The organism is Prevotella heparinolytica (assembly GCF_004342845.1).
GTDB lineage: Bacteria > Bacteroidota > Bacteroidia > Bacteroidales > Bacteroidaceae > Bacteroides > Bacteroides heparinolyticus.
On record NZ_SLXB01000018.1, the window covers coordinates 18790 to 39383 of the forward strand.

Annotated in this window: 18 protein-coding genes; 8 read left to right on the forward strand and 10 right to left on the reverse strand. The window is 48.6% G+C overall.

Annotated elements, in window-relative coordinates:
• Positions 1 to 135 precede the first annotated feature (135 nt).
• The 4 genes from EV202_RS09660 to EV202_RS09675 all read right to left on the reverse strand — a co-directional run bounded on the left by EV202_RS09660 (position 136) and on the right by EV202_RS09675 (position 4715).
• Complete coding sequence (locus tag EV202_RS09660) at positions 136 to 1233, reverse strand: TlpA disulfide reductase family protein (protein ID WP_106068469.1); 1098 nt, start codon at positions 1231 to 1233, stop codon at positions 136 to 138.
• A gap of 117 nt (positions 1234 to 1350) precedes the next feature.
• A complete protein-coding gene (locus EV202_RS09665) occupies positions 1351 to 1914 on the reverse strand; it encodes a 30S ribosomal protein S16 (protein WP_131926924.1) in 564 nt (187 codons plus the stop codon).
• Positions 1915 to 2048: 134 nt separating this feature from the next.
• Positions 2049 to 3539, reverse strand: a complete 1491-nt coding sequence (locus EV202_RS09670; RefSeq protein ID WP_131926964.1) for a UxaA family hydrolase — start codon at positions 3537 to 3539, stop codon at positions 2049 to 2051.
• 120 nt (positions 3540 to 3659) lie between these two features.
• On the reverse strand, positions 3660 to 4715 hold the full coding sequence (locus tag EV202_RS09675) for a LacI family DNA-binding transcriptional regulator (protein ID WP_131926925.1): 1056 nt from the start codon (positions 4713 to 4715) through the stop codon (positions 3660 to 3662).
• A gap of 266 nt (positions 4716 to 4981) precedes the next feature.
• Between EV202_RS09675 and EV202_RS09680 the strand changes: the two genes are divergently transcribed.
• The 8 genes from EV202_RS09680 to EV202_RS09715 all read left to right on the forward strand — a co-directional run bounded on the left by EV202_RS09680 (position 4982) and on the right by EV202_RS09715 (position 15007).
• Positions 4982 to 6007, forward strand: a complete 1026-nt coding sequence (locus tag EV202_RS09680) for a sugar kinase (protein WP_106068471.1) — start codon at positions 4982 to 4984, stop codon at positions 6005 to 6007.
• A 148-nt stretch (positions 6008 to 6155) separates the two neighbouring features.
• Positions 6156 to 6824, forward strand: coding sequence for a bifunctional 4-hydroxy-2-oxoglutarate aldolase/2-dehydro-3-deoxy-phosphogluconate aldolase (locus EV202_RS09685; protein ID WP_131926926.1), 669 nt, complete (start codon positions 6156 to 6158; stop codon positions 6822 to 6824).
• 829 nt (positions 6825 to 7653) lie between these two features.
• Positions 7654 to 8766, forward strand: coding sequence for a glycosyltransferase (locus EV202_RS09690; protein WP_394364518.1), 1113 nt, complete (start codon positions 7654 to 7656; stop codon positions 8764 to 8766).
• Positions 8767 to 8791: 25 nt separating this feature from the next.
• Positions 8792 to 10702 (forward strand): asparagine synthase-related protein, encoded by a 1911-nt coding sequence (locus EV202_RS09695; RefSeq protein WP_131926928.1) that lies wholly within the window; start codon positions 8792 to 8794, stop codon positions 10700 to 10702.
• Entirely contained in the window at positions 10699 to 11736 is a 1038-nt protein-coding gene (locus EV202_RS09700) for a glycosyltransferase family 2 protein (protein WP_131926929.1), read from the forward strand. Before EV202_RS09695 ends, EV202_RS09700 begins: the two co-directional genes overlap by 4 nt.
• 4 nt (positions 11737 to 11740) lie before the next feature.
• Positions 11741 to 12574 carry a DUF4422 domain-containing protein gene (locus tag EV202_RS09705; RefSeq protein ID WP_131926930.1) on the forward strand — a complete coding sequence of 278 codons (834 nt, stop codon included), beginning with the start codon at positions 11741 to 11743 and terminating at the stop codon, positions 12572 to 12574.
• 7 nt (positions 12575 to 12581) lie between these two features.
• Positions 12582 to 13595, forward strand: coding sequence for a glycosyltransferase family 2 protein (locus EV202_RS09710; RefSeq protein WP_131926931.1), 1014 nt, complete (start codon positions 12582 to 12584; stop codon positions 13593 to 13595).
• Positions 13596 to 13816: 221 nt separating this feature from the next.
• Positions 13817 to 15007 carry a glycosyltransferase gene (locus EV202_RS09715; RefSeq protein WP_131926932.1) on the forward strand — a complete coding sequence of 397 codons (1191 nt, stop codon included), beginning with the start codon at positions 13817 to 13819 and terminating at the stop codon, positions 15005 to 15007.
• Here the strand turns inward: EV202_RS09715 and EV202_RS09720 are convergent.
• From EV202_RS09720 to EV202_RS09740, 6 genes are all read right to left on the reverse strand, one after another.
• Entirely contained in the window at positions 15004 to 16539 is a 1536-nt protein-coding gene (locus EV202_RS09720; RefSeq protein ID WP_131926933.1) for a lipopolysaccharide biosynthesis protein, read from the reverse strand. The two genes, EV202_RS09715 and EV202_RS09720, sit on opposite strands and share 4 nt — an antisense overlap.
• A 256-nt stretch (positions 16540 to 16795) precedes the next feature.
• A complete protein-coding gene (locus EV202_RS09725; RefSeq protein WP_131926934.1) occupies positions 16796 to 17239 on the reverse strand; it encodes an N-acetylmuramoyl-L-alanine amidase in 444 nt (147 codons plus the stop codon).
• 5 nt (positions 17240 to 17244) lie between these two features.
• The gene (locus tag EV202_RS15070; RefSeq protein ID WP_165899417.1) at positions 17245 to 17355 is read right to left on the reverse strand and encodes a smalltalk protein; all 111 of its coding nucleotides are present in this window, start codon (positions 17353 to 17355) and stop codon (positions 17245 to 17247) included.
• Between the two features lie 101 nt (positions 17356 to 17456).
• Entirely contained in the window at positions 17457 to 17993 is a 537-nt protein-coding gene (locus EV202_RS09730; RefSeq protein WP_131926935.1) for an HU family DNA-binding protein, read from the reverse strand.
• A 348-nt stretch (positions 17994 to 18341) separates the two neighbouring features.
• On the reverse strand, positions 18342 to 18593 hold the full coding sequence (locus EV202_RS09735; RefSeq protein WP_131926936.1) for a DUF4248 domain-containing protein: 252 nt from the start codon (positions 18591 to 18593) through the stop codon (positions 18342 to 18344).
• A gap of 45 nt (positions 18594 to 18638) precedes the next feature.
• Positions 18639 to 20465 (reverse strand): bifunctional DNA primase/helicase, encoded by a 1827-nt coding sequence (locus EV202_RS09740; RefSeq protein ID WP_131926937.1) that lies wholly within the window; start codon positions 20463 to 20465, stop codon positions 18639 to 18641.
• Positions 20466 to 20594 lie beyond the last annotated feature (129 nt).

Consider the following 20594-nt stretch of genomic DNA (forward strand, 5'->3'; position numbering starts at 1 on the left):
TACAACAGGCGCAGATTTCGCGAATCGACACGGTTTTTATGAATTGAAAAATCCGTGAAATCCGCGCAATCCGCGCCTGAAAATATCTGTCCAAACCGCAGTCCTTATTCTCGGACAGCGGAGTGGGAGGGGCTTTTATTTCAATACCTCGGCCAGTTTTTTCTGAATTTCGTCGCCATGCAGTCCGCGTGCAAGGATGGTTCCTTCACCGTCAATCAGTACGGTGTGGGGGATGCTGCTTACGGCATAGAGTTGAGCGCCTTCGCAGTTCCAGTATTTCAGGTCGGACATTTGCGGCCAAGTGATGTTCAGCTTCTTGATAGCGTCTTTCCATGCATCGGCGCTTTGGTCCAAAGACACGCCCACGATTTCGAAGTTCTTCTTCTTGTATTTGGCATAAGCGTCTACCAGGTTGGGCATTTCGCGGCGGCATGGTCCGCACCAGCTTGCCCAGAAATCAACGAGCACTACTTTGCCTTTGCCCACGTAGTCGGACAGCTTCACGGTTTTGCCTTCCGGAGTCTGCATTTCGAAGTCCGTAAACTTCTGGCCTACGGCCGTGGCTTTCATTTTCTTTACGTTATTCTTGATTTTGACGATGGTTTCGTCGTTGTCGAAAGCGGCGGGAATCTGCGGCATAAGCGGGTCAAGCTCTTCCACGCTCATGTAGTAATAGTTCTGCTTGAGCATCTGCACGCCTACGGGGTTGGCGATATTCTTGTTGATTCCGGCTTTGATGGCTTCTATCATCTTCTCCTCCAAGCTTTCCATCTCCTTGTTGTTGGCTTCGCGCTGTTCATCGGTCAGGGTGGTGTCCGACATGGATTCGTAGATGGTCATCATCTGTTTGCTCAGCCCGTTGACTTGCGTCCTGATTTCCTGATAGGTGTCATTGTTTACCGTACCCGTGGCCGAGTTGTTTCCTTCGGACAGCTTGATGTTGATTTTGCCGTTTTCGAGGAAGAAGTCGATGGTTGCTCCTTCTTTGCCTTCTGCCTTATAAGAGATGTAGCGGTTTACGGCAGTGTCTTGCTTACCTTTGAAGGTAAACGTTCCGCCTTTGATGGTGGTAGAGTCCAGTTTCACGAATTGGCGTCCTTCCACACTTCCCAGATACACGGTGTCGCCGTCGGCTGCACCATCTACGGTTCCGGTTACGGTGTAACCTTTGTTTTCGCCGTTACAAGCTGCAAACACAGCGGCAGCAGCCAGTAGATAAGTAAACTTTTTCATGCTATTCTTTTTTTGAAAAATAATATAGCGACAAAGATAATAAATAAAAATCCTCTCCGACATGAACCGGAGAGGATTTTATCGTTTTAATCCTATTTTAGAATAAACTTTTGCTTATTATTCAGCAGCAGTTTCTTCAGCAGCAGTTTCTTCAGCAGGGGCTTCTTCGGCTGCGGGAGCCTCTTCTGCGGGTGCTTCGGCTGCGGCTTTGGCAGCTTCTTCGGCAGCTTTCTTTTCGGCCAATGCTTTGGCTTTTTCTTCGTTTATTTTCTTCTCGGCTGCCAGACGGGCTTTTGCATCAGCTTTCTTGGCTTCGTCTTCTTTTGCTTTCAGGGCAGCCAGACCGCTTTGTTTGTTGTTCTTCCAAGCTTCGAATTTAGCTTCGGCTTCGGCTTCGCCGAATGCGCCTTTAGCCACACCGCCAAGGAGGTGTTTCTTCATGTAGACGCCTTCACGGGACAGGATGTTGCGAACGGTGTCGGTGGGTTGTGCACCTTTCAGCACCCAGTCGAGTGCGCGGTCGAATTTCAAATCTACTGTGGCAGGATTGGTGTTAGGATTATAAGTACCAATCTTTTCAATAAATTTACCATCACGTGGTGCTCTTACATCTGCAATCACGATGGAGTAGAAAGCGTAGCTTTTGCGTCCATGTCTTTGCAATCTGATTTTTGTTGCCATTTAATTAATAATGTTTTGGTTAATGATTTGAATTATGCTACTATCTCGTAATAGCGGCGCAAAGGTACGCTTTTTCTTTTGATTTGCAAAGGTATGCCTCCGTTTTTTTCTTCGGACTGTTTTCCGGAGTATTTTTACAACGTCACACCCGTCTTGAAAATGGCTATTTCCTTGTACCCGTTTTTTTCGTTGTTCACGAATTCGCCGCTTGCCACCCGGATGATGTAGTCGATGAAGTGTTCGCAGGTTTTCTCCATCGGCTCGTTTTCGACGATTACTCCGGCGTTGAAATCAATCCATCCCGGCTTGTTCTTTGCCAGTGTGGAGTTGGTGGAAATCTTCATGGTGGGCACGTAGGTTCCGAACGGTGTGCCTCGTCCGGTGGTGAACAGCACCATGTGGCAACCGCACGAGGCGAGGGCGGTGGCGGCCACCAAATCGTTGCCCGGAGCGGACAGCAGGTTCAACCCTCTGACCTTTAAGCGTTCGCCGTACGGAAGCACTCCTTCCACGTAACTTTTTCCGCATTTCTGCGTGCATCCCAGCGCTTTGTCCTCCAGCGTGGAGATGCCTCCCGCCTTATTGCCCGGCGAAGGGTTTTCGCCTACCGGTTCGCCGTGCGATAGAAAATATTCCTTGAAGTCGTTGATAAGCTTCACGGTCTCTTCAAATAATTCTTTGGTGCGGCAGCGATTCATCAGTATGGTTTCCGCGCCGAACATTTCGGGTACTTCCGTCAGCACGCTTGTACCGCCTTGAGCCACCAGAAAATCGGAGAACATGCCCAGTAGCGGATTGGCCGTGATGCCGGAGAACCCGTCCGACCCGCCGCACTTCAAACCCACCCGCAGCTCGCTCAACGAGATGTCTTCGCGTTGGTCCCGACAGGCTTTGGCATAGAGTTCGCGCAGCAGCTTCATACCTTCCTCGTACTCGTCGCCCACTTTTTGGGTCACCATGAATTTTACGCGCTCCGGGTCAAAATCTCCCAAAAACTCGCGGAACACGTCCGGCTGGTTGTTCTCGCATCCTAACCCCACCACGAGCACGGCTCCCGCATTGGGGTGCAACACCATGTCGCGCAGGATTTTCTTGGTGTTTTCGTGGTCTTCGCCCAACTGCGAACAGCCGTAGTTGTGCGGATAGACCATGATTGCGTCCACTCCTTTGCCACCCGTTTCGCGGCGCAAGCCTTCGGCAAGTCGGTTGATGATGCCGTTTACGCAACCCACCGTGGGGATAATCCATAGCTCGTTTCGCACGCCCACATCGCCGTTCTTGCGTCGGTAGCCTTTGAAAGTCAGGTGCTTCTTCGGGATGTCCAAATCCGCATTTACGGGTCGGTAGGTATATTCCAGCAGTCCGGCGAGATTGGTCTTGATGTTGTGCTCGTTCATCCAGTCGCCCTTTCTTTGCGCTTTCGTCGCATGTCCTATGGGATAACCGTATTTGATGATGTCTTCGCCTGCTGCAAAATCTTTCAATGCAAATTTGTGTCCGGCAGGAATGTCTTCGTTCAGTGCGATTGTCATACCGTCCACGGTGATTGCTTCGCCTGACGACAGGGCAGAGATGGCTACCGCCACATTGTCGGCCGGGTTGATTTTCAAGTACTTTGTTTCCAACATGTCAGTCATTTTCTTTTTTTGCGTTTCACCACTTACAACGTGCCGTTTGTCTGTGTGCTGTGCATCCGTTTTTTATTCGTGCGGCCGAATCGTACGTTGTCGGTTTGTAAATTCGGTTTATTTGTTATAGTAAAATTCGATATTCTCTTTGGTCAGCAGGTCGATGGGCATGAAGTGCTCTCTTGCAATTTCTTTTTTCAGGATGAGATGCTCGCACAGCGCCCTGATGCCGTCGAACCCTTGCAGCGTGGGCTGCTGTGCAATGAGGAAGAAGATGCTTCCCTGCTTCAGGCAGTCTACATTGCGTTGCAGCAAGTCATAACCCATGAGGTTGAAGTCCTGCTTGTGTTTCTTCAGCAGATATTCGCCGATGATGTAGGCTTTGGAGTTGAAAGTGATTCCGTTCTTCACGGTGGGATGCTTCACGAAAAACTCGTCCAGCATCTGCGTATCCTCGCTGTCGCGTTTGGCGTGCAGGTCCAGCTCCCGGATGCGGCAGGCGGGATGATGTTTCTGCATGTACTCTCTGAATCCTATCTCGCGGCGTTCCTGTTGGTTAGACCCCACGATACCTTCGTTGATCTTGCGGAAAATGACCACCTCCCCCGCATCTTCGCCGGCCAATAGCATCAGCATGCGGGCTGCGAAATAGCCGCTTTGGTGCGAGTCTTGCCCGAAGAAAGAGAGGGCTGGCTCTTCCTTGATATTGGAGTCTATATATATATAAGGTATACCTTGCAGGTTCAAATCCTCGGTGAAGGGCTTTGTATATTGCGGAATGGTGGGGGCAAACATCACACCGTCCGGTTTCTGTTCCATGATTCGTCCCGATGCTTCTGCAAACGAATGATAGTCATACGGGTCGTAGTAGGATATCTGCACGGCAACGTTGAAGTCCGAATAAGTCTCCACCGCATTGTATATTCCGGTTTCCACATCCGTCCAGTACTCTCCTTTTTCGTGCTGTGGCAGCAGGCAGGCGAAGGCATACTTCTTGTTCGAGGCCAATGCGCTGGCATACATGTTGGGCTGATAATCCTGCTGCTTCAATATTTCCTCCACCCGTTTGCGGCTGGCTTCGGAAACGCCGCTACGCCCGTGAATCACACGGTCTACGGTTCCCACCGATACGTCCGCCAGTTTGGCTATATCTTTTATTCTGATTCTTTCCATCTGTTTCCTCGTTTTCTGTTTGATGGTTTGGTATTTGTGTCCGCGCACAATAATAATTTTGATATTTTGGAGACAAATATATGATAATTTTTTGTATTTCAAAAATTGTTGTATCTTTGTGCTCGCACACGAAAGGCGTGTGCGGCAAGTCTTACTCTTGGTTTATTCTTCATGTTTACAGTAGTTTAAGGCATTATATGGCTTTGGAATGATAATTTGAAAGGAAATGAAATAAATTCATATTAAAATAAAAACATAAAAAGATTATGGGAAAGAAAGTAGTTACATTGGGTGAAATCATGTTGAGACTGTCTACTCCGGGCAACACCCGTTTCGTGCAGTCCGATTCTTTTGATGTGGTATATGGCGGAGGTGAGGCCAACGTGGCTGTCAGTTGTGCCAACTACGGACATGACGCTTATTTTGTAACCAAGTTGCCGAAACATGAAATCGGTCAGTCGGCCGTGAATGCGTTGCGCAAGTATGGCGTGAAGACGGACTTCATTGCACGCGGCGGCGACCGTGTGGGCATCTATTATCTTGAAACCGGAGCTTCCATGCGTCCCAGCAAGGTGATATACGACCGTGCCCACTCTGCCATTGCCGAAGCCGAGGCGACGGATTTTGATTTCGACGCCATCATGGAAGGCGCCGACTGGTTTCACTGGTCGGGCATCACACCCGCCATTTCCGACAAAGCAGCCGAACTGACCCGTTTGGCTTGCGAAGCCGCCAAGCGCCACGGTGTCACGGTTTCTGTCGACCTCAATTTCCGCAAAAAACTCTGGACGAAAGAAAAGGCTCAATCCATCATGAGACCCCTGATGCGATATGTAGACGTTTGCATCGGTAATGAAGAAGATGCCGAACTCTGCCTCGGTTTCAAGCCCGATGCCGATGTAGAGGGTGGAAAGACGGACGCCGAAGGCTATAAAGGCATCTTCAAGGCGATGGCCAAGGAGTTTGGTTTCAAGTATGTCATCTCCACCTTGCGTGAGTCGTTCTCGGCCACACACAACGGTTGGAAAGCAATGATATATAATGGCGAAGAATTTTATGAATCGAAACGGTATGATATCGACCCCATTATCGACCGTGTGGGCGGCGGCGACTCTTTCTCCGGCGGAATCATCCACGGGCTGCTGACGAAGTCCAATCAGGGTGAGGCCCTCGAATTTGCTGTGGCCGCTTCGGCCTTGAAGCATACCATCAACGGAGACTTCAACCTTGTTTCCGTAGAGGAGGTAGAGGCGTTGGCCGGTGGCGATGCAAGCGGGCGCGTACAGAGATAAAATGCCGGCAGTCAGACAGTTTGCTGTTTGATTGCCGGGAAAATCGTCACTCGGAAATCAAGCACACAGTAAAAAGTTTGAAGAACGCATACCCCGAACATTTAAAATATAGAAAGTTGTAAATTCGTCAAATAGTAAATAAAGTAAGATGGCAAAATTTGATAAAATAGCAGTGTTGAATAAAATCGACTCTACCGGAATGGTACCCGTTTTCTATCATAAAGACGCGGAAGTTGCAAAGAAAGTGGTGAAGGCTTGCTACGATGGCGGCGTTCGTGCTTTCGAGTTCACCAATCGCGGCGATTTTGCTCACGAAGTCTTTGCAGAAGTTGTGAAGTTCGCGGCAAAAGAGTGTCCCGAAATGGCCATGGGGGTAGGTTCCATTGTCGATCCGGCAACGGCAGCCTTGTATTTGCAGTTAGGAGCATGCTTCGTTGTAGGCCCGTTGTTCAATCCGGAGATAGCCAAGGTTTGCAACCGTCGTCTGGTGGCCTACACTCCGGGATGTGGCAGCGTATCCGAAGTGGGTTTTGCTCAAGAAGCGGGCTGCGACCTTTGCAAGGTCTTTCCCGGCGATGTGCTCGGCGCCAAACTGGTGAAAGGTCTGCTGGCCCCGATGCCGTGGAGCAAACTGATGGTGACCGGCGGTGTAGAGCCCACACAGGAAAACCTCACTTCATGGGTGAAGGCCGGCGTGTTCTGTGTAGGTATGGGCTCTAAACTCTTCCCGAACGATAAGGTGGCTGCCGAAGACTGGGCCTACGTCACAGACAAATGCAAGGAAGCGTTGGGATATATTGCGGAAGCAAGAAAATAATCCGGAGATGCGAAATCTTCGGGATTAGATGAGAAATCATTTTGTTTAAAGGTGTTTAAAGGAGACAACCATCGAGGTGCTTCGGCATTGCGGTGGTTCGTCTTTTTTTTGGGGGGTGAGAGGAAGTATTATTCAAGCCGGAAATGTTTATAAGTGTAAACCGTACTCCTCATGCGTAAAACAATGTTATAAAAAGGGCGGAAAATACACTTGTTGTTTTTGCACACGAAAAATAATCTTACTTTTGCAATGCGGTTGAGAAACTGTATTTGGATTTGAAGAAAAAGCCTGTTGAGGTTTCATTCGGCATTCAATGCTCCAAAGAGGGGTGCTGATAAGAAAAAATGGATAGGCTTTTTAGAATAAGATAAGTTTTTGTAATAGGTAAAAAGATTTGTAGATATTTTCCTTTCATAAGGAATGTTTTTAAGTTTGTGACAAACGAGTTTTGGTTTTGTAATAGGTTGATTAGTTAAGGTAAAAAGATAGTGACTTTTGTTTTTTTAATAGGTTGATTAGTTTGTTTTTTAGGTAGAAAGAAAGATTGATTTTAGGTAACAATTTTTTTGATGCAATTAAAAAAGAAAAGCCTTTAAGGCTTTTCTTACAGTGGCGAGGGATTCGTGAGAATTTTCTCGTTTTTTTTATTATATAGATGAAGTTTTTTTTGATTGTTTGAGTAGTATTTACGTTCTTTTCCCTATATTTGTTTCTTGATATATGGGCAAGGAGCCTTAATCTCCTCTAAAAAGTTTAACTGGTATATAAATTGACTTACATTCTGCATACAATAGATTGGCTTCTATACATAGTTTTTGGAATAAACATATTGTATTTATTAGTCTACAGCGTGGCTTCTTGCCGTCGCCCCCTTCCTTTATCTTCCAAAGCATCGCTACGGAAACGTTTTGCCATCCTCATTCCCGCTTATCGCGAAGACGCTGTGATACACGATTGTGTTCATTCCTGCCTGGAGCAAGACTATCCCCTTGAGAGTTACGATATCGTGGTTATTTCCGACCGCATGCAGCCCGAAACCAATGCCTCTCTCGCTTCGATGCCCATTCGTTTGGTTGAAGTCGATTTCGAGCATAGCACCAAGTCCAAGGCCTTGAATGCCGGTATGGCTGCCATTGGCAATGAATATGACATTGCCCTTGTGCTCGATGCCGACAATGTAATCCCTTACAACTATTTGAGCGACATCAACGATTTTTTCGCCCAACCGGGTGTGGAAGTGGTGCAGACCCACCGTGTCGCCAAGAACTTGAATAGCGACATGGCTTTTTTGGATGCTATCAGTGAAGAGATAAATAACTCCATCTTCCGTCTCGGACACGTCAATTTGGGGCTCTCTGCTGCTCTGATAGGGTCGGGCATGGCTTTCCGTTACGACTTATTTTGCGACACCATGACCCGAATTAAGGCGGTGGGTGGCTTTGACCGTGAACTGGAGCTGACTTTGCTCTATGGTGGCAAGCGTTTTCACTATTTGCCCGATACGTTTGTGTTCGACGAAAAGATTCAGAACGTTGACGACTTTTCTCGCCAGCGTCGCCGTTGGCTTTCGGCCCAATGGTATTATTGTCGGAAATTTTCCGGTCATCTGGGCAGGGCCATCATCGACCGTAACTGGGACTTTTGCGATAAATTCTTCCAACAGCTTTCCATCCCCCGCTTATTGTTGTTGGGCTTCACATTTCTTTTGTCCCTACTTGTCACTTTTTTCTGCTGGCAATGGGGGATGAAGTGGTGGCTGCTGTTGACGTTGCTGTTTGTGGCATTGATGCTGGCCGTTCCCCGCAGGCTGTGTACCAGTCGTTTGGCCATGGCTCTTCAGAAACTACCCCACACCTTTTGGTTGATGGCGGGCAATCTCTTCAAACTACGTGGGGCCAACAAAAATTTTATCCATACCAAGCATGGCATGACGGGGAAATAGAGACCGAATTTGTATATTGAGAATCATGATATACGGAAAAATTACTTTAGAAAATTGGCGTACAGCCCTCGTAGAGGGCGAAGAGCCGGAATCTTCCTTTGAGAGTTATAATCTGAAAGTTTACTTCTATGGCACGCTGCTTAACCGGGATATGCTTCAGGCAACCCCCGACGATACCAATGCCAAGCTTGCCGCCGATGTCTTTTTGCGCGATCCAATATCGGGTTTTTCTCTTTTAGACGGTTCGTTTACCATCGTCTACTACTCCGAAAACGAATGCGGAGTGGTGCGCGACCGTCATGGCACACATTATCCTATATATTGTATGGGTAATGGAGACTTTTCCTCTTCCTGGCAGGATTTGAAAAAGCGTTGGAGGGAGAAAACCAAAGAATACTTATGCTATGATGAATCGGCCTTGATTGGTTTTCTTCAGCGGGGCATTTTGAGATATGGAGAAAGCTGTTGGCATAGAATGTTCTCTTTGCCTGCCGGCCAGAAAGTCTGCGTGATGACAGAGGTCGGACTTATAAGGTCTATTATAATACCGGTTAAAATCGAAGGGGTCAAAAGCTCTCCTCTTCCCACTTTGGAGAAGCTGAAGAAAAGCTTCCCTAATCTGTATAAAGACACGAAAGAAAAGATCGGCCGGCTGATGGCGAAGCCTGTCTCTCCCGATACTTACGTCATTCCGGATATGGATTCGGATTTGGAATCCTTCTCCAGACGCTATGGCGAATTGCATGCAAAGGCCATCAAGCGCCGCATCGGAGACAGTCGCCGGGTGGGCGTCCTTTTAAGCGGGGGTTACGATTCGGGAGCCAACCTTGCCGCCCTGCGCAGTATTTACGACGGGCAGATAGACTCCTATTCGGTAGGCTTCAAAGGCGACACGTTGACGGAGTTGCCCATGGCCCGCCTGATGTCCGAAACCTTTGGCACCCGCCATCACGAGTACGAGATTGACGGCACGGAAATCACCGCCTTGCCCGATATTGTCCGTTTCTTGGGCGAGCCTTTTGTTGAAGGCGGGCTGATGGTGAACTATTGCGCCATGCGCATGATAGGCGATGACAAGCCCGACGTCGTTCTGGGTGGCGATGGCAACGACCAATATTTCGGCACTTCGGGTCGCGAAGTGGCGCTGCACTATCTTGCCGCACGTGCAGGCATGCTTCCATTGATGAAAGGAATAGCGCGTTTGCTCGACCGTGAATTATTCGATACGGGAGGCAAGCTTTCGCGCATCCGTTTCCACTTGGACAAGATAGTGCATGTGTTGGAGGGCGAGCGTTTCGGCTTTTCCAATTCGGCATTGCGTGCTTTTATGCAATGTCCCGCAGATTTTCATCCGGCAGTACCTCCCCGATCGGACATCCACAGTTTCAGGCATCTGTACACGCAACATGCCAGAATCTCCGATTTGGAGATTGACATCAACCGCATCATCCTCTTCAAGGCTTCCCGCATGGCCCGTATGTTCAATAATAACCTGACGTTTCCTTTTATGGACTTGGAACTTTACCGTTTCTTGCAAGAGTTGCCGGTAGGGTTGAAGTGTAAGGGCGACAGTGTGTTGGATATTGCGCGAGGGCGTTGCACGTCTAAGTTTCTGCTGAAGCATCACTACAAACCCTTGTTGCCCGAAGCCATCACTTCGCGCAAGAAGCAAGGTGGTTTTGCTCCCATGCCTTTGTTCTTCCGCAACGATGCGCTGCGTGCCCGTTTCAAGGAGTTCATCCTATCTTCCGGCATATACTGCGAATACCTTCGTCAAGACACCGTGGAGAAGTTCCTTACAGGCTACGACCGCGAGGCCGGACAGGAAAACAGTTGGTTCTGGCATCGTCAAAACAAGGCATTGCAATATTTCAATCTGCTGACGCTTGTCACGTGGTGGGAAGAGTTTATAGAAAAGAAAGAGGTGAAATTATGAAAGTATCTGTCATCATTCCCGTTTACAATGTTTCCAAATACATAGAACGTTGTTTGCTCTCCGTCTTGAACCAAACCTGGCAGGATTTGGAGGTGATTCTGGTGAATGATTGCACGCCCGATGACTCGATGGAGGTTATTGCGAACGTATTGTCGGAGCATATTCGGAGTTGGGTAGTTAAAATCGTTGTTCACGAAAAGAATAGAGGGATAGCCGGTGCGCGTAATTCCGGTATCCGGTATGCGACGGGAGATTATTTATATTTCTTGGATAGTGATGATTACCTTACTCCACAAGGCATAGAGCAGATGGCCTCTGTTGCCTTGCAATATAATGTGGATGTAGTTGCAGCTGAGTATGAGTTGGTGGGTAATGCACACGTTGTTACTTCCGAACTGAGATTCTCAGGATTTTTGGAAAATAATGAGAAAGTTATTCGTTCGTATGCCAAAGACCAATGGGCGGTGATGCCTTGGAATAAATTGGTGCGGCATGAGCTGATAAAGAAAGAGCTGTTGTTTTTTGAGGAAACGATTGTGCATGAAGACGATTTGTGGTCCTTCAAATTGGCTTGTTGTGCCCAAAGTGCCTACGGACTGCCTGAAAAGACCTATTATTATGTGCTTCACGCAAACTCTTTCATGGGAAAAACCTCCCCCAAAAAATTGCAGAGCCGGGTGCGTATCATAGAAATGGTTTACGATTACATCACCTCTTCCGAGCGATTGAGAAACGCTCCCTATATTTATTTCTTTTATGAGACGATGAAAGCTCGTTATTTTGACGTGATTATGTATAATTCAAGTGATTATGCTTTTTGGCGTCATGCTTATCAAGTGATTCGGCAAAAAAAATATATTTCTGCTTTCAAGGCCTTGTTCACGATGCATGTCTCTTTGAAAATGGCTTTGCGCAATTTGCATTATCTTTTTCCCGTGAAGGCCGGCTATTGGTATTATGCCGCTTTTGTGAAGTTTTCATATTATTTATTGGTTCTTCCGGTCAAAATTAAACAACTGTTTTTTATAAAGTGAGCCTATGGATAAGAAAGTAAAAATTTTGGTTTGTGCCCATAAAGAAGTGGATTTGCCGCCACATCCGTATTTTTTCCCCATTCATGGGGGGGCGGCATTGTCATCAGTGGATTTGCCGTATATTCGCGATGATACGGGTGATAATATATCAGACAAGAATAAGAACTATTGCGAGTTGACGGCGCATTATTGGTTCTGGAAAAATAGCAAGTCCGATATTGTCGGATTAAATCATTATAGGAGATTCTTTGATTTTGGGTATATGAATGCTTTGTTCCTGCCTGAAAGGAAGTTTATGGAAATCAATGAGTTCTTGAACCAGCCCTATCGTTTCCCTGACAATTTGACTTCTTTGTTGGATAAATATGACATCATCCTTCCTCCAAAGCGCAACTGGCCGTACAAGATTGTGACCCAATATGCCATCTTTCATATCATCAATGATATGAATATCCTACGAGATGTGATGCGCGATGTGCATCCCGATTATTTATCGGCTTTTGATAGTTTGCTATACCATCAGAATGCCTATTCTCAATTCAATATGTTTATCACCAAGTGGGAAGTGTTCGACGCGTATTCCAAGTGGTTGTTCGAACTTCTGTTTGAAGTGGAAAAGCGCGTCAAGCTCTCTTCTTACGTGGATCAGGCGCGTGTTTTCGGTTACATGTCGGAACGGCTGTTGAATGTTTATGTGATGAAAAATGGATTGAAAGCACTTCATGTGCCCGTGGTGACGGCTGTTACCGAAAGCGAGATGGGCGAAAGAATCACAGGACTCCGATACCGCTTGCGATATGTAAAAAACTATCTTATTTTTAAATTGTTTAAGATATAAAGTAACCATGGAAAACACAGCCCCTATCATTTCGGTCATTGTTCCGGTTTACAAGGTAGAGAAATATCTCGGAAAATGCTTGGAAAGTATCTTGGACCAGTCATTCGAGGACATTGAGGTCTTGTTAATAGACGATGGGAGTCCGGACAGTAGTGGTGTGTTGTGCGATCATTTTTCTTTGATAGACTCTCGCGTCAAGGTGTTCCATAAAGAAAACGGAGGTGTGGGTAGCGCACGTAATTATGGCATAGAGCGGGCTTTGGGCAAATACTTGGCATTTATCGATTCGGACGATTGGATAGAGCCTGATATGCTGGAGACACTGTACACGCAGCAGTTGCGCTACAATGCGGAACTTTCCGTTTGTGGGATGCAAAAAGACGATGAGGAGGGAAATGTGTTGTTTCGCATAGACAACGATGTGACCTATCTTGAAAATCAGCATTATGCCATCCTTACTTTGTTCAATCAAGATAAGTATTATAAGTATCAGGGGTGGGTGTATAATAAGTTATATTTAAAGGAATTGGTGAATAAGTATCATATTCGTTTTCACGAAGAGATTGCTTATAGCGAAGACCGCCTGTTTAATTTCGATTATTTAAAGCATGTTGTTTCCGCCGTATTTTCCACACAACCCAAATATCATTATTTGATTAGAGCAAACAGTGCCATGACATCTTCTAATGCCGGGAAAGTATACGAGGATAAATTTTCCAGCTTTATTCCTGCTTTCGAAGAGATGTTTCAATACAGTTGTGTCAATTACCCGTCCGAAATACAGCGTGCCGTAGCTTCAAATTATACGTTGGATGTAGTGAATCTCTATCTGAAATACAGAAAAGAGATGAGGGATATGGAAATAGGGTGCCGGATAAGACAGATTGTGATGCGAATGCTTCCTTCTATGTCCAGTAGTGAAAGAATTATATATAGGATTTTCCTTGTCCATCCGCTACTATATTATTGGTTTATCAAGCTCAGATATTATGGATCTTTACTAAAAACGTTTATTAAATGAGAAAGTCTGATTATCTCATTCTCGGTGGTGGCTTGTACGGAGCTTTGTTTGTCCATAAAACCGCATAAAGAGGGAAAAGCCAGGTAACAGACAAGTGTCCGTATTTGGGTGGAAACATTTATTGAGAAAACGTGGAAAGCATCCATGTGCATAAATATGGAGTGCATATGGTAAACTATAAGACTTTTTCCTTGAATAACAGAGATAATAACAGTGGGCTTATGAACATTTTATTTATGTATAACGGAATGTTCCATCCTCTTCGCGGAGGCTTGGAACGGGTGTCCGATTTGCTTTGTCGCGAGTTTGTCCGGAGGGGGCATTGCGTATTTTACTTGCATCATACATACGATGAAAAGATGTCAGGCTATTCCTATCCTGCATCCATGTCTTTCTTTCCCAATTCTTCGGTTACGGAGTTAAAAGAAAACGGTGCTTTTTATCGGAATTTCTTGATTCAAAATAAGATCGATATTGTTATTGTTCAAAATCCCATGGATTACCATAAACTGTGTGCCTTTTCTAAAGATTTGAGACATGTAAAGGTTGTTTCCGTGATACATTGCAACCCTTTGTATATGTATCACCATATGCATCTGCTCATGTGGCGGTTGAGGAATGACACGTTTATCGAGAAAATCAAAAGAGTGGCGCGTGTCATCAAAATGCCGAAGCGCAAACGCACATATCTGGAGTGGCTTAGAGGATGTTATGACGGTGCTTTTGCCAATACGGATTTGGTGTGTTTGCTGTCAGAAAAGTTTATTCCGGAGTTGAGGAGCATTCGCATTAAGCATTTCGATATAAACAAGACAATTGCCATAGGTAATCCCAATACGTATCCTCTGCAAGATATTTCCATCAATCGGAAAAAGAAACAGATTTTGTATGTAGGCCGGATAGAGTGGTATCAGAAACGTGTAGATAGGATGGTGGTCATTTGGAAGAAACTTTACAAACAGTTTCCTGATTGGGAGTTGGTGATTGTGGGTGACGGATCTTTCAAGCAGGAGCTCGAGCAGAAGGCTGTGGGACTGGAACGCATTGCTTTTGTAGGGTGGAAAGACCCGGAGTCTTATTATAGAGATGCGGCTATTTTATGTTTGACCAGCGACTTTGAAGGTTGGGGGATGGTACTGACGGAGGCGATGACTTTTGGCACGGTTCCTGTGGCTTTTAATACGTATGCTGCCGTGACGGAGATCATAGAAAATGGTTGTACTGGGATATTAGTAAAGCCGTTTTCTTACAGTAGGTTTGCTGGCAAGTTGGCCATGTTGATGCGTGACGACGCTTTGCGTACCAAAATGGCTGCGAGCGGCAAGGCATATGTGCGGCGTTTTGACATACAACGGGTGGCCGATCGATGGGAATCTGTTTTTCGTAACCTGAAGGACGGAAGCCATTGTTAGCATTTCCGTTTTATAATGCGATGAGTTAACGAGCGCATGCCGGGAGTTAGTAAATAGAGTAATATATAGACAGTTGTAGCATAAATAGAGGTGATGGTGGCACCGTATGCCATCCAATTGCCAAACGAACGTTGTGGGGCGAATATACGTTCTGGAAGCAAGTTGTGATAAGCAATGAGCGGCAGTAAGGCTATGAGCAGGTACTTGGTGTAGTCCACCCAATAATGCGTCACTGGCATTTTGAACCCTTTTGCATAGAGGAAGCAGGGTTTCCAGATAACGATGAGTAGTAACTGGCTGGTAATGTTTCCCAAAAGGATTCCGGGTAACCCCAAAAAATATCCTCCCGTTATGGCAACAATCAGATTGATGCAGATTTCTGCAACAGGTGCCCATGTATCTTGAAACAATCCATATCCGTAGATAAACTGGTCGGTGGCGCCGCGCGTATAGCCGATGAAGGAGTTCAGGATTATCAGGTACAGTATATGCCTTGATATGATATATTCGTCTCCTAACCAGAGTGAGATAAAGGCGTCGGTCAGTTGGAGCAGGGCAAACGAAATCGTCCCGGCTATCAAAAAACGTATTCCCATCAGTTCCCAGAAAACCTGCAAGATGCGTTTGGTGTTGCCTTCTGCAATAAGGTTGCCCACACCGGCGTTGGTGCTTCCCAGCAGGTTGCTTATGAAGATACTGATTTTATCAATGATGAGCGTATAGTTCCCGTAGTAGGCCACTGTCTTCAACGAGACGAAAGCGTACACTAAAAAAGGGGTGGTTTGAAACTGTACGAAACCGCCTATCCGGTGTACAAACAGTTGCTTGGTATATTTTATGACTTCCGGATATTTCTTGAAGAGGAGCTTTCCTTGCTTTATTTCACTCCGCAGCCAAGGATATACCTGATTCACCTTCCAATTTAGAATGACGGAGTAGGTGATTCCCAATAGCAGTTCCATGCTTATCCACAGGTAATAATTGCCTGTATAATACACCAGTGTCATTTGTAGGAGTGTTTTTATGATTATGGCGCTTTGGTAATAGGCTGTCACCACATAGTTTCTTTGGTCTGCTCCCAAGAGCGTTTGTTTGTAGTTGGCAAAATAGCCTATCAACGAGGTGGTGAGGTAAGAAAAGAAAGCAAAGCAGACAACTCCCAACTCGAAGACATTGTTGGGGAAGATAAGAGGCAGGAAACATGCAAGCACGCAGCCGGCACTTAGAATAATGAATCCGATGCGGCGGTATAAGAATCCGAAAACGGAGATTATCTCGTTGATTTTCGGCTCGTTGTGTTCAAAAAGAGGTTTGTACAGCACATAGCCTATCGCTGTGCTGATGCCCAGTTCGGCAAGATTAAGGAAGCCCAGCAGGTTGTTCATGGTGCCTATCAGTCCCATGAAATCGGCGCCCAGCGCATCCAGAAAAATCTTTCTTGAGAAGAAGGACAGGGCCAGATTCAGGAAGTAGAAGATGAGGTTGACCCGGGCATTGAGCAATGATTTTTTTAGTCGCGAGGCTTCAGGCATAATAGGATTGGGATTATCTGAGTTCCCGCAAAGATAGAAATTTTTACTGATATTTTATCTATATTGTTGTGAGGGGAAAGAAATTCTGCCTTTTAAATTATACGCAGGAGAGAGGCGGAAACAAAAGTCGGTCGTGCGATGCCATAATGGCAGGCGCGGATTTTGCGGCATTTGACACGGTTTGTTTTGACGAGAGCCGTGAAATATGCGAAATTCCGCGTCTGAGGGAGGCCCATGAAGACGTTTTGTTTGTGTTTCACCATCTTTCTTTCTTCACCTCGAAGCAAGGGCACTGCTTGGTCCATTCCATCGGTTCGATTTCGCCGTTGTGGTTCAGGTCGGGGCTGAGGTCGCGGTGTCCTACGACTTTTGCACCCGGATGGTCGGCCAGCAGCACCCTGACGAGGACGCGTAGCGAGTGGCGTTGCCATTCGGTTCGCGTGTCTTTGGGGTTGCCGTAGTGGTCCAGACCGCCTTCATAGCACACGCCGATGGAGTGGGCATTGTGCCCACGGGCGTGGATGCCGACCCTCTCGACCGGGCGTGTGGTAAGGATGCGGCCGTCGCGACGGATGTAGAAGTGATAGCCTGTGCCGTCAAATCCGCGTCGACGATGTGCCGCCTCCAGAGCCTGCTCGGTAAAGGGACGGTCCTCGCACGTGGCGCTGCAATGTATCACGATCAGGTCAATGCGTCTCATTGCCGTCACAGATTGCCGCCGGTCATGGCATGTGCGCTGAAAGCACCCAGCAAGGCCGATGCCACAGCGATGATCAGTTTCAGTACTTTGTCCCAAGTCGATGATTTCTGTTTCATGTTTCTTTTAGATAATCGGTTAGTAATTAGTTGGTTAGTGGTGGTTGATTAGCGGTTGGCGGCTTGTTGAGCACTAACCGCCAATCGTTCGCCGCTCCTCATCATCCCAGCGGATTTTCGCTCTGTCCGCCTTCCGAGCCGGGGGTGCCGGAATGTTCGCCGGGGGTGCCGCTACCGGCGGACGGTTTATTCCCGGCAGGTTTGGAGGGCTCTTCGGACACGAGTTCGAAGACGATGTTGTTGGGCGCGCCTTTGGTGGTGGCGTTGCTGTCGTTTACCAGGCGGAAAGCGTTGGCCACGCGGAAGCGGATGTTGACGCGTTCGATGTTTTTCACCGTGCAATCTTTGGCCGCTTCGCTGGCGCGGCATCTGAAGGTGGTGTGGAAGATGCCGAAGCCGTCCAGCTGGACACTGTTGCCGTCGGTCAGGGTCTGACGCATCTGGCGGATGATGGCCTTGCCCACGTGCTCCACGTCTTCGGCCGACATGCCGCCGAGGGCTTCGATGTCTTGTGCCAGGCGGCTGAGGTTGAAGATTTTCGCATCTTTGGGCTTGCGTTTCAGGATATAGACCATGGGCGACTGGGTATTTCCGATTTTCTTGCGGCGCATGCTGCGTACTACTAATGCTGTTGACATGATGATTGAGTGTTTTTTTTAATGTTTTGTTATAAAAAGTTTCTCTGTGCGAAACGGCGGGGCGGGGGAGATGTCTCTGCAGCGAATCTGTCCGCTTCGTTTCGTTGATGCAAAGATAGGAAGCCGCCGGGGGAGGGACGGAGGTTCTGGGAGGTTGGCGGAGGTTAGGAGAGGATATGGGAGGATAAAAAGGAGGATACGGTTGCATCCTAACCACTACACACATCATGTGGCGGTTAATAGTTGAACAGAAAAAGGAAGAATAAGTCCTTTTAGTGTCCGGAATATCGCTGTTCCTATCGGCATCGGGAGTTCTGTGCCAAACTTCAGGCGGCTCCTTGCCCCTCTTCACGGTTCGCCCAGCGCGTCGACGATGAGCTTCACTTGTGCCGGGGTGTAGTGCCTGCTTGTGGGGCGCAAGCCGGTGGCCATAAGGCGTTGTTCCAGTCCGGGGGAGGTGCGTATCCATTTGTTGAAGCGGTTGACGGCCGTCTGCTGGCACACGTTGGGGAGGTAGAGCGAGGCGAGTTCGCCCTTCCCGTAGCTGTGTATCGGGAAGGGGGACTCGGGCAGTAGTTCTGCGGTTTTTCCGGTTTGCATGTCTGTTGTTTTATTTTGTATTTATTACTGATACAAATGTAGTGATTATTCGTTGAATAACCTACCGTTTTCGGCACTATTTTTCAGCCAATTTTCGTTGTCGAAACGTGTGTTCACGGGGCCCGGACGGTCGCCGTCGGGGGTGTGGACGATGTCTTCCTCGCAGGGCCAGTAGCGGCCGTTCAGCAGGTTGTAGACGAAGGAGGCCGAGGTGTGTGCCCTGCCCAGGTGCTTGAAGCGCACCTTGTCGATGTAGACGGTGACCATCTGCTTGTCGTCGTTGCGGTCTACGGCCAGGCAGTAGTCGGCCATGTTGCCGAAGTCGGCCGAGCCGTTGATGTCGTTCATCTCCACGCGGCGCAGCTGGCCGGTGTCGGTGCGGTTCACCTTGCGGGGGTGCACCACGAGGATGACGAGGCATTTGTTTTGCGTGGCAAACCGCCCTATCTTGCGCAGCGTGGAGCGGATGTTGAGCAGCTCGGATTCGCCCGCGGAGGCGGGAGGCGTTTCGAGGCGGTTCATGGGGTCGATGACGACGATGCGCACGCCCCTGCGGCGCACCACCTGGCGGGCTTTTTCAAGCACGTGGTCGATGGTGTAGCTTTCGTCGCCGGGCAGTATGTGCACGATGTTGTCCGTCAGCCAGCGTTCGGCGTGGTCGAAGAGGGCTTCGGTGAGACCTCCGTCGATGTGGAAGCGCTTGCCCGTGAGCTTTTCTATCAGTTTGGACTGGTGGTAGACGATGGGCATGTTTTCGGGGCTGAAGTAGGCCACTTTCCACTCGTGGCGCAGGCAGAGGCGCAGGGCCAGTTCGTCGATGAACTCCGACTTGCCGTCGCCGGGGCGTCCGGTGACGATCATGAGGCGTCCCGGCTCGAAGGTGCAGTTGCGGTCGAGGTTGTCCCAGCCCGTGCCGGCGCCTTGTTGCAGGCCGTTTTCGTAGAGGGTGCGGAGGTCGTCGTGGCACTCTTGCGCGGTGAATATGCCCTCCAGAGGCACTTCTTCGGCTTGTTCGAGGCAGATGCGCAGGCTCTCGGCGCCGTACTTCACGAGGTGTTCGTTGGCGTCCTTGCAGCCGGGGCCGAAGTGCACCGTGCGGCAGCGTTCGGCGCCGAGCCGGCGGATGAGTTCTTGGCGCAGCAGCATTCCGGCGGCGTCTTCGTCCACGGCGATGCAGATGCTCTGCTTGTCCTCGAAGTGGGTGTCGATGAAGCGGTCGAGCCACGTCAGGTTGGTGTTTGCGCCCGATGGCACGGAGATGACGTCGTTGCGCCCGGCGGCCATGCACGCGGCGGCGTCGAACTCGCCCTCGGTGATGATGCACTGCGGGGTGCCCAGTATGCCGTCGATGTTGTAGGGGATGAGTTCGGCTCCGCTCACCATCATGAAGTGCTTCTGCGCGCTGCGGTACTTGGTGTTGACCAGCGTGCCGTTCTCGAAGTAGTTGAAGCAGATGCAGTTTTCCTCGCGGTTGTCGGCCGGCATGCGCCGGCGCTCTTCGGTGATGCGCAGCCGGGCCAGCAAGCCCTGGGGCAGGCAGCGGGTCTCGGTCCAGTAGCGTTCCAGCCGTTCGCTGAGCTGCATCTTCGAGGGGTCGAAGACGGGGCGGCGGAAGTGCTGCGGCGGGCGGGCGGCCTGCGTGCGCTGCTGCAACCGGAGGCTGTGCTCGCGGCGGGCGCGCTCTTCGGCTTCGTCGGGCACGTAGAAGCTCCAGCCGCAGTGGTGGCATTTGCACAGTCCGAGGTCTAAGTTCACGGAGAGCGATTTGTCTCCTTTGTGTCTGCGCGTGTCGTTGCATTGCGGGCAGACGGTTTTCACTTTGCCGCTGTTGCGGCCGCGGGTGTCGATTCCATACTTGTGATAGTTTCTCATAATAATTTCGTTTTATTTTTACAAAAAAAAAGATTTGGTTCGTAGGTGTGCGGGGCGGACTCCGGGGGAGGAGCGTCGTCTGCAAGCCCGCATTTGGCGGCCTGCATGCCCGCACCCGGTTGTCCGCAA

Excerpts from the sequence above, each read along its gene's own strand:
- EV202_RS09735 (WP_131926936.1), bottom strand. The coding sequence starts at position 18,593 with ATGCAAACCGGAAAAACCGCAGAACTACTGCCCGAGTCCCCCTTCCCG.
- EV202_RS09710 (WP_131926931.1), top strand. The coding sequence starts at position 12,582 with ATGGAAAACACAGCCCCTATCATTTCGGTCATTGTTCCGGTTTACAAG.
- EV202_RS09715 (WP_131926932.1), top strand. The coding sequence starts at position 13,817 with ATGAACATTTTATTTATGTATAACGGAATGTTCCATCCTCTTCGCGGA.
- EV202_RS09675 (WP_131926925.1), bottom strand. The coding sequence starts at position 4,715 with ATGGAAAGAATCAGAATAAAAGATATAGCCAAACTGGCGGACGTATCG.
- EV202_RS09700 (WP_131926929.1), top strand. The coding sequence starts at position 10,699 with ATGAAAGTATCTGTCATCATTCCCGTTTACAATGTTTCCAAATACATA.
- EV202_RS09725 (WP_131926934.1), bottom strand. The coding sequence starts at position 17,239 with ATGAGACGCATTGACCTGATCGTGATACATTGCAGCGCCACGTGCGAG.
- EV202_RS09685 (WP_131926926.1), top strand. The coding sequence starts at position 6,156 with ATGGCAAAATTTGATAAAATAGCAGTGTTGAATAAAATCGACTCTACC.
- EV202_RS09665 (WP_131926924.1), bottom strand. The coding sequence starts at position 1,914 with ATGGCAACAAAAATCAGATTGCAAAGACATGGACGCAAAAGCTACGCT.
- EV202_RS09705 (WP_131926930.1), top strand. The coding sequence starts at position 11,741 with ATGGATAAGAAAGTAAAAATTTTGGTTTGTGCCCATAAAGAAGTGGAT.
- EV202_RS09730 (WP_131926935.1), bottom strand. The coding sequence starts at position 17,993 with ATGTCAACAGCATTAGTAGTACGCAGCATGCGCCGCAAGAAAATCGGA.
- EV202_RS09695 (WP_131926928.1), top strand. The coding sequence starts at position 8,792 with ATGATATACGGAAAAATTACTTTAGAAAATTGGCGTACAGCCCTCGTA.
- EV202_RS09660 (WP_106068469.1), bottom strand. The coding sequence starts at position 1,233 with ATGAAAAAGTTTACTTATCTACTGGCTGCTGCCGCTGTGTTTGCAGCT.
- EV202_RS09680 (WP_106068471.1), top strand. The coding sequence starts at position 4,982 with ATGGGAAAGAAAGTAGTTACATTGGGTGAAATCATGTTGAGACTGTCT.
- EV202_RS15070 (WP_165899417.1), bottom strand. The coding sequence starts at position 17,355 with ATGAAACAGAAATCATCGACTTGGGACAAAGTACTGAAACTGATCATC.
- EV202_RS09720 (WP_131926933.1), bottom strand. The coding sequence starts at position 16,539 with ATGCCTGAAGCCTCGCGACTAAAAAAATCATTGCTCAATGCCCGGGTC.
- EV202_RS09740 (WP_131926937.1), bottom strand. The coding sequence starts at position 20,465 with ATGAGAAACTATCACAAGTATGGAATCGACACCCGCGGCCGCAACAGC.